The organism is Geomonas edaphica (assembly GCF_004917075.1).
Taxonomy (GTDB): domain Bacteria; phylum Desulfobacterota; class Desulfuromonadia; order Geobacterales; family Geobacteraceae; genus Geomonas; species Geomonas edaphica.
In genome coordinates this window covers 1,385,863-1,398,378 of sequence record NZ_SSYB01000001.1, presented here as the reverse complement: position 1 = coordinate 1,398,378, position 12,516 = coordinate 1,385,863, and the positions used below count along the sequence as shown (strand labels likewise).

Genomic DNA, 12,516 nt, shown 5'->3' with positions numbered 1-12,516 from the left:
TTATGAGGAAAGCGATATTTGCCTGTGTCAGTCTGCTGTCCATGGCGATCCCGGTGCTTGCCGGTCCCACCCCGGTCGCTCCCAACGGCATCGCCCTCTACCCCGATTACATGTCCTGGAGGGTGGTCGCTCCGTCGTATCGGGAGGACAAGGGGCACATCCGCGTCATCACCGGAAACGAGACCGCCGTTGCCGCGCTGCGGGCCGGGGTGAAGCCTCTTCCCGACGGCAGCGTGCTCGCCAAGGTTGCCTGGAAGGCGGTGAAGCACCCGTCGTTTCCCGTGGCGACCGAGGCCGGGGAGTTCGTACAGGTCGAGTTCATGGTGAAGGACGCGAAGAAGTACAAGGAGACGGGAGGGTGGGGCTTCGCAAGGTTCGTCGGCAAGGATCTGAAGCCGTACGGCAAGGATGCTTCCTTCGTGAACGAGTGCTTCGGCTGTCATACGCCGGTGGCCGGAAACGATTACCTCTTTACCAGGATGGCCGGGACACCCTGATTCACACCTTTTTCATGACGGCCCTGAGCGTTCCGAGCGTGTAGGGTTTCTGGATGAAACCGGCAAGGCCGCCGTTGAATTTTTCGACCACGTCGTGCTCGCTGAAGCCGCTGGACATGATCACCTTCACCTCAGGGTCCATGAGCCGCAGCGCGCGGAAGCATGCCTCGCCGTCCATGTGCGGCATGGTGAGATCGAGGATGACGGCCTTGATCCCTTCTGTGTCGCGGTAAAGGGCGAGCGCCTCCTCGCCGCTTTCGGCCGGAAGCGGCGTGTAGCCGAGCTCCTGCAAAAGCGCCGAGGCGATCGAGCGCACCGCCTCCTCGTCGTCCACTAAAAGCACCTTGCCTTCCCCCTGCCATGCGTCAGTGGGGGGGGAGGGCGCGCCCTTTTCCTCGCCGTGGGCGTCGGCTTTCGGGAAGAGGATCTTTAAGACGCTCCCCTTGCCCGGTTCGCTGTAGACCTTGATCCCCCCCTTGTGCCCGCGCACGATACCGTGTACCGCCGCGAGACCCAAGCCGCGCCCGGTGAACTTGGTGGTGAAGAAGGGGTCGAAGATTTTGGCAACCATTTCCCTTTCCATGCCGCAGCCGTTGTCGCGCACCTCAAGGAAAACGTAGCTCCCTTCTTCCATATGCTCGCCGAGCAGCACGTCCTTTAAGCTCGTGCGGTCCATTTCCATGATCCCGGTCGTTATGCCGATTTCGCCACGCCCGTCGCCGATCGCTTCGGAGGCGTTCATGACTAGGTTCATCAGGATCTGCTGGATCTGCGTTACGTCCGCCTCGATGTCGGGCAGCGGGATATGCAGGTTGAGTTCGAGGCCGGTGCGGTCCGAGAGGGAGCCCTCGAGGATGTGCTCGAGATCCTTCACGACCCGGTTCAGGTCCACGGGACCGACCAGGAACCTCCCCTTGCCGGAGTAGGCGAGCATCTGTTTTGCCAGGTCGGCGGCCCGCGTTGCCGCCTGCTGGATCCGGTTCAGGTTCTTGACCACCGGCGAATCGGCAGGAAGGGCCATGAGGGAGAGGTCGACGTTGCCGATGATGGCCATGAGGATGTTGTTGAAGTCGTGGGCGACCCCGCCTGCCAGAATGCCGAGGCTCTCCATCTTCTGCGCATGCACCATCTGCTGTTCCAGGCGCGCCCGCTCCTCCTCGGCGCGTTTTCGTTCGGTGATGTCCTGCCCCACCGCCTGGAACGCCGAGACCCTTCCCTGGTCGTCGAAGAAGGCCCGGTTCGTCCACTGGTGCCAGCTGACACTCCCGTCGGAACTCTTCAGGGCCTGTTCCGTGATGCAGGTGGGGTTGTCGGGCGATGTGGCGTTCAGGGCCTCGCGTACCTGTTCGCGGTACTCCGGCAGGAGGAAGTCCAGGAAGTTCTTCCCGGTCATTTCCGCCTGGGTCATGCCGGTGCCGCAGGCAAGCGCCGGGTTCGCATAGGTGATGGTGCCGTCGGGAAGGATGGTGCTTATGTAGGCGGGGCTGTCCTCCGAGATCTTGCGGTAACGCTCACGGCTTTCGTTTATGGCCTGCGCCGCGGCGATGGCGCTTGCATGGGCGGAGCGCAACATGAAGGCGATGACGGTGAGGAGCAGGCTCACCGTCAAACCTCCCGCCAGGTAACCGCGGGACTGCCCCTTCCTCTGTTCCAGGGTGAAGGCGGGGAGGGAGTAAAAGGAAAAGAGCCAGTCGCGACCGAAACGGTGCACGGTGAGCGAGGTCGTGAGATCGCCGCGGTAATCGGGCGGCACCTTCGTTTTCCAGGCGGCGGTGCTGTCGAAGAGCAGCGCGCTCGGGTTCTCGCTTTTTTCCGTGAAGATCCGGAAGCCGATGTCGTTGCCCCCTTTGGGGAAGTTCGCCGACACGAAATCCAAAATCCTGATCGGGCTGTAGACGAAAGCTTTCAGGGCCTCGCGCCGCTGCGCGACCGTGGCGATTGCTGCGCCCTGACGGTAGACCGGCATGTACATCAGGATCCCTTTCTGGGTGTCTTTCTCGGTCTCCTGAACCAGGACGACGGGACTTGTCACCGCGGCCTCCCCGCGGTCGCGGGCCTGCTCCATCGCCTCGCGCCGAACCGGCTCGGAGAACATGTCGAAGCCGAAGGCGCGCTGGTTGCGCCAGTTGAAGGGCTCGAGGTAGATGATCGCGGTGTAGAAGGGGCGCTCGCCCTCGGGCCACATCTTGTAGGAGGTGAAGCCTTCCTTGCGTATGCGGCGGATGTGGCGCTCCCTCTCGTTTGGGTACACCACCTCGGTGACGCCGAGCCCCTGCAGCCCCGGGTAGTTGCTCTCGAGGGAAAGCGACTGCGCGTAGCGGTGCCACTCGTCGCGCGTCACGTCATCACTTGCGTTGTAAAGCCCGGCCGCGCCGCGTAGTATCTGCTCGTCGTCCACGAGCTTGGTGAAAAAGCGCTCCGTGATCTCCTGGGTCCGGTCGCTGAAGATGGTCTGGCTGCGTACGTTGAGGCTGTGGTCGTACTGGCGCCAGAAGAACCAGGTCATCAAGAGGGAGAGGGTCATGACGAGATAGGGGAGGAAAGTGACGATCCTTCCCCAGTGGGAGATGGGTGCGATGGCGGGAGAGGATTTTTCCTGTGCGTAAACGTTTGCGTTCGGCATGCGTTTTTTCCCGTCGTTGTGGGGAGCTTCCGCACCATGCGGTAGATGATTTACTTTACAGGACTTTTTGCTGAATTCAATCCTTCCGGGGGCCTGCAGTGTAAAGCACGCCGTCGAAGTGGCGTCAGGCGGTGGCCGCCTTCCGGCTCGCCATGATGACGCTGCGCAGGGAGGATAGCTTGTACGGCTTCTGGATCAGCCCCGCCAATCCCTGACCGGCGAACTTCTTGGCCACCTCGTGCTCGCTGAAGCCGCTCGACATGATGACCTGGGCGGATGGATCGATCCGGCGCAACTCGCGGAAACACTGCTCCCCGTCCATGCGGGGCATGGTGAGGTCCAAAAGCACGAAGGCGACGTCGCCGTGCATCCGGTACGCCTCGACCGCCTCGCAACCGTCCCGCGCCGTTATCACTTCGTATCCTAGCTCGCGCAGCAGTTCCCCGGCGGTGGAGCGGATCTCCTCCTCGTCGTCCACGAGGAGCACCACCCCTTCGCCCCGCCAGTTTTGCGCCTCGGCTTCCGGCGCGCTCACCCCGGCACACCCCGCCGCGGCGGGTAAAAGCACCTTGAAGGTGGTGCCTCGGCCGGGCTCGCTGTAGACCTTGATCGCCCCTTTGTGACTGCGGATGATGCCTAGGACCGCGGCCATGCCGAGCCCGCGGCCGGTGAACTTGGTGGTGAAGAAGGGGTCGAAGATCCGGGAAAGGGTCGCCTTGTCCATGCCGCAGCCGTCGTCGGTGACCTCGATGACCACGTAAGATCCGGCGGGGATCGGGTCAACGAGCCAGGCGTCGTTCAGGTATTCCTCCCTGCAGTCGGCGCAGGACGTGGCGACCGTTATCGTGCCGTCGCTGTCGCCGATCGCCTCCGAGGCGTTGATCACGAGGTTCATGACGATCTGCCTGATCTGCGTCGCGTCCACCTCCACGGCCGGAAGCTCGTCGCCCAGTTGATAGTTGAGCACCACGCGTTTCGAGATGGCGACCTCCAGCATGTGCCCCATCTCCTGGAGCATGCGGTTCACGTCGATGGATTCGATGAGGAATTTGCCCTTGCCGGAGTAGGCGAGCATCTGGCGGGCGAGGTCGGCGGCGCGAACTGCGGAGGCCTCGACGCGCTGCAGGTTCTCCAGGGCGGGGGACTGTGCGGGAAGACGCAGGAGAGCGAGTTCCGTGTTCCCGATGATGGAGGTGAGGATGTTGTTGAAGTCGTGGGCGATGCCGCCGGCGAGGACGCCGAGGCTCTCCAGTTTCTGCGCGTGCAGAAGCTGCTGTTCCAGTCTTAGGCGCTCATTTTCCGCTTTCCTGCGCTCCGAGATGTTCCTCGCCACGCCGATAAAGGCTGGCCGGCCGTCGAAGTCGATCAGCCTGACCTTCACCTCGACCGGGAAGGTGGAGCCGTCCTTTCTGCGGTGCGCGGTCTCAAAGGTCGCCGAGGCGGCGTTAGAGAAACCCCTGAATTGTTCGGCGACCTTCTCCGGGGCGTCGTGGACCGCATCGAGATCTTCTATGCTCCGTTCGAGGAGCTCGGCGCGGGAGAAACCGAGCTCGCTTACCGCCTGGTCGTTGGCGGCGATGATCCTGCCGTCGGCGTCGGCGATGTAGACCGGGTCGGCTATGTTTTGGAAGAGATCCCGGAAACGCTGCTCGCTTGCCGCTACCGCCTGCTCGGTCTTGCTGCGCTCAGCAATCTCCCGCTCTAGTTCGGCGGTGCGCTCTCGCACGCGGTCCTCGAGCCGAAGGGAGAGTTCCTTCAGGGCAAGTTGCGCCTTCTCCCGCTCGCGAAGCTCATCCTGCAGCGACGCGGTGCGGCTTTTCACCACTTTTTTGAGGGCGTAGTTTGCGTATGCAGCAGCAGCGAGCAGGAGGGCGAGGAGAACCGCGACGGACATCGCCACGAAGGTCCTAGTTGGGCGCCAGTGCATGTCGTCGACGAAGAGCCACTTCTTGAGGGCGTCGCTGCGCTCCTCGGGCCCGATGGCGGCAAGCCCCTTGTTGAGGATCCCCTGCAGTTCGGGCCAGTCCTTTCTTATCCCCATCCCCCAGCGATACTCGAAGTCGGTCTTGCCGGCGAGCTGCAGGTTCGTGATGCCGCTTTCCTGCGCGTAGTAAGTGGCGTTGGCCATGTTCTCGACGTAGTAGTCGACCATGCCGAGCGAGGTCTTGGCGAGGGCGGTGGATACGTCCGGCACCACCTCAAGCCTGATCTCGGGGTACCTGTTCTTCAGGATGTCGTGCGCAGCGTAGTTCGAGACCACGGCGACCCTCTTTCCCTTCAGGTCCGCCAGGGTCTGTCCCGGGAGCACGCCAACACGAGAGAATATCCCGCCGGGTACGGTCACCAGCGTGTCGGTGAAGAGGGCGAACTTCTCGCGGTTCGGGGTCTTCACCATGGCACCTAGGATGTCCACCTCGTGCGCCCTGAACTTTTCCATCACCTCGTCCCAGTTCTGCAGGTGCACGACGGTGATGGTGATACCGAGTTTTTTTTCGAGGAGGCGGATGATGTCGGCGGCGGCCCCCTGGTATCTGCCGTTTTCGTCGAAGAACTCGATCGGTTTGAAATCGGGGTCAGGGGCGAGCTTGATGACCGGATGCTTTTTGAGCCACTGCTGTTCCTGAGGGGTGAGGACGACGGTAGTCTCGGCGCGCGCCGCGCCGCAGTCGGGAACCCATTGAACTGACATAAGCAGAAATGTAACTGTCACAACCAGACGCAACCAGGTCATTTTGTCGTCCTCAGAGCGTGAGCATGCCTCGACAGTTTGGATACTGGTAATTTCCTCATCGGTAGCCGCACCGTGAGTCTTTACCACAGATTGATAAAAACCTATGAAAAAAATACCACTGCAAGCTTTTCGGGTGAGGATAGCGCCGCGCGTGCCCGGTCTTCGGCTCGCGGCGCAGCGATGTGTTGCGGGTGTCGACACGGAAAACACGCAAGGAAAGCGGTGCGGCGAGCACTGTGTCGGTGCTATTGACAACGCCCCGGGGGGATCCTATGCTGAACTGGTCGGAAGCAAATGCCTGAAAGATAGGAGGTTTGTCATGCTGAAACCGATACCGGAAGGATTCCACAGCGTCACCCCAATGTTCATGTTCAGGGAGTGCCGCAAGGCGATAGAGTTCTACAAAAACGCGTTCGGCGCCATCGAGCGCTATGCGATGCCGACCCCGGACGGCCGGGGCATCATGCACGCCGAGCTCCTTGTGGGCGATTCCATCCTCATGATGGGAGACGAGCAGCAGCAGTGCAAGAGCGCGGAAAGCATGGGCGCCTCGCCCGTCAGCTTCTACCTCTACGTTGACAACGTCGACGCCGCCTTCCGGCGCGCCGTAGAGGCCGGGGCGACGGTGCAGATGGAGGTGCAGGAGATGTTCTGGGGCGACCGGGCAGGTTCCCTGCGCGACCCCTTCGGCTACAGCTGGATGCTGGCAACTCACACCAGGGAACTGACCCAGGAGGAGATCCGCGCAGGGGCCGAGGCTGCTTTCGCCGAAGCATCCAAGAGCTGAAGATAACCTGACCTTTTTGATGCAATAACGGGAGGATCGGCATTATGAAAAAAGTAGTCATGGCGGCTTTTGCCATAGTGATCTTCACGGCTTCCTGCGTCGAGGCCGCTGAGATCTGGTACACCGGGGACGGGCGCTGCGTTCCCCCGAAAGACGACGGGACCTATGCTGCCCCTTACAACGCCATGGAGCATCCGGGGGACTACCCGACCTTCCAGGGTGCCGACAAGCCCGGTTGGTCCTGCAGCTACCAGCGGGAAGACGGGGTGATCGTCCAGTACGGCAACAGTTTTACGCCGCAGCAGCAGTGGATTGCCTTCTGGGTGGCGGGAAAAGGGGACCAGGATTAATACCTTGGTTAAGGCGCGGCGCCTGACGCGAGGAGGTTCACCATGAAGAGACAGGAAGGACTGATCGTAATGATCACCGGCGCCACCGACGGCCTCGGCGCGCGGGTCGCCGCAGGGCTTGCCGAACTTGGCGCCACCGTGCTTTTGCACGGCAGAAACCCCGAGAAGGGGAAACGGGTTCTGGAAGAGATCGGGGCAGCAAGCGGCAGCGACCGGCTGCACTACTATAACGCCGATCTCTCCTCGCTCGCCGAGGTGGAGGTCCTGGCGGAGGAAGTCGCGGCAGACTGGCGTGGGCTTGATGTTCTCATCAACAACGCGGGACTCGGCGCCGGGCCTGAGCCGCAGCACCGCGAGACCAGCGCGAACGGCTATGAACTGCGCTTCGCGGTCAACTACCTGGCGCCGGTGTTGCTAAGTTACCGGCTCCTGCCGCTGTTGCGGCTGAGGGGTGAGGAGACCGGGGAGGCGCGCATCGTGAACGTGGCTTCGGTGGCGCAGCAAGCCATCGATTTCGAGGACGTCATGCTTGAGCGGGAGTACGACGGCATGCGCGCCTACAGCCAGAGCAAGCTCGCCCTCATCATGTTCAGTTTCGACCTGGCGCGAGAACTTGCCGGGACTTCGGTCACGGTGAACGCCATGCACCCGGCCTCGCTCATGGATACCAACATGGTGCGGGAATGGTTCGGGACGGCGCGGACCACGGTGGACGAAGGGGCACGCTACCTGTTGCGCCTGGCGGTGGATGAAGAGGTGAAGGGGATGACAGGGCTCTACTTCGATCAGGGGCGGCCGGAGCGGGCCGATCCCCAGGCCTACGACGAAGAGGCGCGCCGGCGCCTGCGCGAGCTGACGCTCAGGTGGATCAGCCTGCTTCAGGTTTAGAAACAGAGGGTGCCGGGGGGGGCTTCTCCCGGCACCTGCTCTTCCCCTTACAGCTCCCTGCGCGCAGCCGCGGGCGAAAAGCGTACCGCGACGATGCGCGTGAAGGCAAGCGACAGCACCAGCGCGATGGTCATCGCCACCTCCTGCCACTCGATATCTTTGTACCAAAAGGCCATCACCTCGGTCAGCACGGTGACGATGACCGTGTCGATGATGTAGGTGACTTTGACGCGCCCTTCCGTGGAATAGGCGAGGGCGGTGCGCAGCACCTCGATCACGGCGAGCACGGTCAGAAGGTCCACCATGATCTGCTTGAAGGCGGCGTGAAACTCCTCCTCGAAGACAAGGCGCAGATCGTAAAGCGTGCATCCCACCCCGGCCAGGATGGCGAGCAGGATGGTGACGATCAGAAGGGTCAGCACCACGCGCGTCGACATCTCGTAGAAACGCGCGAGCTTTAAATCCACCGTGTTTTCTCTCCACATATCGCTTTCTCCTCAGCTTTTTTGCCGGAATGCTACCAGGCGAAGGTTACAGCCGGTTATTTGCGGCATTACGATTGCGTCACGAAAAGGAATAAAAAAAACCGGCCTCTTGCGGAGCCGGTTCCGTTTCCTTCCTGCCGTTCTCTTCCTACCGTCGTCAGCGATCCCCGTTCCGGTAGCGCTCACGCACCAGTTTTAGTACCGGGTGCTCCAGGGAAACGGGCACCAGGTATTCGCCGACCAGTTCACGGTCCCACCATTGCTTCCTGCCGAAGCGGTAACGGTAGTAAAGCGCGCGGATGTAGCGCGGCGGCCGTTCCGGGAAGGGATTTTCCCGCAGGAGCCGCAGCGTTGTGGCGTCCCCCTCCAAAAGCCTGATCACCAACTGCACGAACCAGCGCGAGTGTCCCGCCTGCCCGGGCATCGCCTCGAACCACATCAGCCAGTCCAGGCGCATGTGGTACGGCGCGACGACGGGTGGGATGCGGCGCGGGTCCCCCGGTTTCCCCTTGAACTCGTAGGCGCGCCAGTTCGCGTCGACACCCGCCGCGTCCTCCTCTGTCCCCTCGATGACGATCTCGTAGCGCTCCTTGGTGATGCTGCCGAAGGCCCCGTAGGTGTTCACCAGGTGGAAGGGATCGAAGGAGGTGTTCATGATCTGCGACCGGGAGAAGAGGTTCACTACCGGTTCCACGCTGCGCAGCGCCACCAGGATGAAAAGCCCCCAGGTGAGGGCGGTGAAAAGCGGCGCCTGCGGAACCATCGGGGGCGCCGTCAGGGAGAAAAACTGGGCGATGAGCGTGCCGTCCAGCGGGCTCAGGCAGATGACGGCAGTGAGCCAGTTGAGCCAGGCGAAGTTGCCGCTCACGATGATGGAGGCGAGAAACAGGAGCGAAACGGTCGAGGCGGCCGCGGCGACCGGCTGGGGCGCGAAGAAAAAGGGAGGGAGGATGAGTTCGGCCAGGTGATTGAAGAGGACACCGGCCTTGTGCACCGAAGGGGGAAGGCGGTGGAAGAGGCGGCTTAACGGGTTCGGCATGGGCTGCGTCTCGAAGTGGTAGTCAAGGCAGGTGAGGTCGCGCCAGCAGTTATCCCCCCTGATCTTGATCATCCCCGCGCCGAACATGACGCGAAAGGCGAGCCAGCGGTAGAGCCAGATCACCTGCCACCCCGGCTCGGTGCCGGAAGGTCCAAGGAAGACGGCGAGAAAGCCCGCCTCCAGAAGGAGCGACTCCCAGCCGAAGGCGTAGAAGGTCTGGCCGATGTTCACGAAGGATAGGTAGAGGGCCCAGAGCAGGAACCAGGAAAGCATGGATGGGAAGACACCGTAGGCGTCGGTGATACCGCAGAGCGCGAGAAGCGACAGTAAGACGCCGAGGATGGAAAAGATGAGGTAGGACCGGTCCCCCGGCAGGAAGTGGAAGATGCTCGGGGCGTCCCGGAAGGGGACGAGCCGCATGAAGTGGCGGGCCGGCTCGAGCCCGTGGTCGCCGCAAAGGGGGCGGAACTGGTTCAGCGCGGCGAGAAAGCCCATCAGGTAGATGAGGGCAAGCCCCCTTTGCAGAAGAATCCGGATGATCCAGTAGCCGTCGTCGTTCATGGTGGCCTCCGGGGAGGTGCGGTTTTCGTTCGCAGGGTCAGGGCGGCCCGGCAGGGGGGGCTGTTTCCGGCTTCGGGAAGCCCGGCGCCTCAAAGGTGATCCTTTGCGGACCGATTCCGAGGTCGCGAAGCGCCATGCGCGCCGCATGGTAGCCGCACATGCCGTGCACGCCGCCCCCCGGTGGGGTCCCCGACGAACAGAGGTAGAGACCGGGAAGCGGGGTGCGGTAGGGGGCGAAGAGGGTGGGGCGGCAGAGAAACTGGTGCAGGTCCTGGACGCCGCCGTTTATGTCCCCGCCGATGAGGTTCGCGTTGTACTGCTGGTACTGGATGCAGTTACGCGTGTGCCGGGCGAGCACGAGGTCGCGGAAACCGGGGGCGAAGCGCTCCATCTGCGCCTCGATCCGTTCGGTCATGTCGAAGGTGGAGCCGCTCGGGACGTGGCAGTATCCCCACGCGACATGTTTGTTCTCCGGTGCGCGGGACGGGTCGACGATGGTCGGCTGCGCGACGAGGACGAAAGGGTGCTCCGGGTGCGTGCCGCGCCAGACCTCCCGCTCGCCAAGGGCGATTTCCGCGGCGGTTCCCCCGACGTGCACCGTGGCGGCGCGCCGGCATGCTTCGGCACGCCAGGGGATCGGGGAGCTCAGGGCCCAGTCGATCTTGAAGATGCCGGGGCCGTAGCGGTATTCGGTCAGCCTGCGCCGGTAACCTGCCGGGAGCTTATCTCCCACGAGCCTTTCCAGCTGGCGTGCGGTCAGGTCTAACATCACGATGCGCGCCGCGGGGAGTTCGGCGAGGCTATTTATGGCGCACCCGGTGACGATATCCCCACCGAGCCGCCGCAGGTAGGAGGCAAGCGCGGAGCTTACGGCGCCGGAGCCCCCCTGCGCCACGGGCCAGCCGGCGACGTGGGCGAGGGCGCCCAAGATGAGGCCGAAGGCCCCGGAAAGGGGGCGCTCCAGCGGGAGAAAGGAGTGGGCGGCCATGCCGGCGAAGAGGGCGCGGGCTGGATCGCCCCCGAAAGCGGAGCGCCCGAGGAGCGTGGCGGGAAGAAGCCCGTAAAGGCCGAAACGCGCGAAAGAAACGGGGTGCTGCGGGAAGTGTAGCGGCGCCAGAAGATCGGGGGCGAGTTCCTCCCAGTGTGCAACGATCGGGGAGAAAAGGGCCCGGTAACGCCCGGCATCTTTATCGAGACCGGCGGAGGTTGCGGCGAGGTCGCGGTAGAGGAGGGCTGCTTCATCACTTGCCAACGGGTGGGCGAGTTGTACCTCGGGGTAGAGCCAGGTGAGGCCGTGTTCGGAGAGAGGGAGGGTGCGAAAGAATGGGGAAGAGGCGGCAAGCGGGTGGATCGCGGAGCAGACGTCGTGCAGAAAGCCCGGGAGGGTGAGCGCCTCGCTCCTGGTGCCTCCGCCGATGGTCGCGGCGGCTTCCACGACGGTGACCTTCAGTCCGGCGCGGGCGAGGGTTATCGCGGCCGCGAGGCCGTTTGGGCCAGAGCCGACCACCACGGCGTCTATGTCGCCTGCGAAGGGCATCGCGCCTCCTCCTTTCGTCCCTTGAAAACACGAGGCTTAAGTCTAGCAGGGTTCGCGGAAAGGGCATCCTGCAAATCCCCCTGCGCGGAGGCACTACGGGAATTCCGGGGATGGCGAAAAAGTGTGCCGACGAAGCGCTGCAGGTGACCTCGCGCCCCCCCTTTTGCGAAGGGGGGACGGGGGGGATTTGCTTTTGTTTACTGGTTTTAGTCGATTGAACGGAGTCGCTTTCCGCATGGACAAGTTGTTCGTCATCTTTCACTTGCTGTTGCAGCGTGCGTTATCGCACCGTCAGCGGGTGCTTGTGTGGTCGGACAGAGGCAAATCCCCCCTAGCGTCCCCCCTTCGCAAAGGGGGGGACGCTAGGGGACATGCAGTGCTTGCAAGCAGCTGCACTTCGCGTTCCATGGATTTTCTTGAAGAACTTCCGAAAAGGGGGGGCTAGGGGCATGCAGCAATTTGTGGAGAAGAGGAAACGGGAAAAGGCGAGGGGCGATGGGCTCGGGTTGACGGCGGCGTCCCCCCCCTCCCTCTCCTGCCTGCGGAGATGCAGGGGGAGAGGGAGGGGGGAGGGGCTCAGAACGGGATGCCGGTGGGGATGAAGGCCACACTGTCACCGGGGTTGACTTTGTGGTCGAGGGTGTAGACACGGTGGTTCACGAAGACCGCTTCTACTTTCTCCATCGGGAGATCGAGGTCGTGCGCGATGGCGGCGGCGCTCACCCCTTCTTCCGGGACGGCAACTTCCGCCTGCGACGGCAGTCCCCTGTTTTTGCGCACCGTGTGCAGCGCTCCGAACATACGTACCGTCGTGTTTGCTCTCGTGGACATGGCTGACTCCTTTCTGTTTGCTGTGACATTGCGGGCGGGTGCTTCACCGTTTGATGCTGGCAACTGGAATGGCGTGAGGCATCAGTCCGTGTGGATCGAACGTTTGTTCGAATTGTACACCTTTTTGTCATACAAACAAGGAGCTTCTTTCAGAGAAACGGTACGTTGGTAAAGCGGAAAGAGGGAG

At 62.8% G+C, this 12,516-nt stretch carries 10 protein-coding genes; 4 read left to right on the top strand and 6 right to left on the bottom strand.

Features of this window, described 5'->3' with window-relative positions; translation table 11 throughout:
* Nucleotides 1-2: 2 nt before the first annotated feature.
* Nucleotides 3-497, top strand: a complete 495-nt coding sequence (locus E8K79_RS06005) for a cytochrome P460 family protein (protein ID WP_135871040.1) — start codon at nt 3-5, stop codon at nt 495-497.
* A gap of 1 nt (nt 498) precedes the next feature.
* Here the strand turns inward: E8K79_RS06005 and E8K79_RS06000 are convergent, their stop codons facing one another.
* Entirely contained in the window at nt 499-3,120 is a 2,622-nt protein-coding gene (locus E8K79_RS06000) for a CHASE domain-containing protein (protein WP_136513899.1), read from the bottom strand.
* A 124-nt stretch (nt 3,121-3,244) separates the two neighbouring features.
* Nucleotides 3,245-5,851, bottom strand: a complete 2,607-nt coding sequence (locus E8K79_RS21240; RefSeq protein WP_198419778.1) for a PAS domain S-box protein — start codon at nt 5,849-5,851, stop codon at nt 3,245-3,247.
* Between the two features lie 319 nt (nt 5,852-6,170).
* Here E8K79_RS21240 and E8K79_RS05990 point away from each other — a divergent pair, with 319 nt between their 5' ends.
* From E8K79_RS05990 to E8K79_RS05980, 3 genes are read left to right on the top strand one after another with little or no spacing between them, the layout of a single operon-like run.
* Nucleotides 6,171-6,638 (top strand): VOC family protein, encoded by a 468-nt coding sequence (locus E8K79_RS05990; protein WP_136513898.1) that lies wholly within the window; start codon nt 6,171-6,173, stop codon nt 6,636-6,638.
* A gap of 44 nt (nt 6,639-6,682) precedes the next feature.
* Nucleotides 6,683-6,988, top strand: coding sequence for a hypothetical protein (locus E8K79_RS05985; protein WP_198419777.1), 306 nt, complete (start codon nt 6,683-6,685; stop codon nt 6,986-6,988).
* Between the two features lie 42 nt (nt 6,989-7,030).
* The gene (locus E8K79_RS05980; protein ID WP_136513897.1) at nt 7,031-7,876 is read left to right on the top strand and encodes an SDR family NAD(P)-dependent oxidoreductase; all 846 of its coding nucleotides are present in this window, start codon (nt 7,031-7,033) and stop codon (nt 7,874-7,876) included.
* A 47-nt stretch (nt 7,877-7,923) separates the two neighbouring features.
* Here the strand turns inward: E8K79_RS05980 and E8K79_RS05975 are convergent, their stop codons facing one another.
* The 4 genes from E8K79_RS05975 to E8K79_RS05960 form a co-directional block, all read right to left on the bottom strand.
* Nucleotides 7,924-8,361, bottom strand: a complete 438-nt coding sequence (locus E8K79_RS05975) for a phosphate-starvation-inducible PsiE family protein (protein WP_136513896.1) — start codon at nt 8,359-8,361, stop codon at nt 7,924-7,926.
* Between the two features lie 157 nt (nt 8,362-8,518).
* Nucleotides 8,519-9,961, bottom strand: a complete 1,443-nt coding sequence (locus E8K79_RS05970; RefSeq protein ID WP_136513895.1) for a lipase maturation factor family protein — start codon at nt 9,959-9,961, stop codon at nt 8,519-8,521.
* A gap of 37 nt (nt 9,962-9,998) precedes the next feature.
* Nucleotides 9,999-11,498 carry a phytoene desaturase family protein gene (locus E8K79_RS05965; RefSeq protein WP_136513894.1) on the bottom strand — a complete coding sequence of 500 codons (1,500 nt, stop codon included), beginning with the start codon at nt 11,496-11,498 and terminating at the stop codon, nt 9,999-10,001.
* 576 nt (nt 11,499-12,074) lie between these two features.
* On the bottom strand, nt 12,075-12,329 hold the full coding sequence (locus tag E8K79_RS05960; RefSeq protein WP_136513893.1) for a MoaD/ThiS family protein: 255 nt from the start codon (nt 12,327-12,329) through the stop codon (nt 12,075-12,077).
* Between the last annotated feature and the right edge of the window lie 187 nt (nt 12,330-12,516).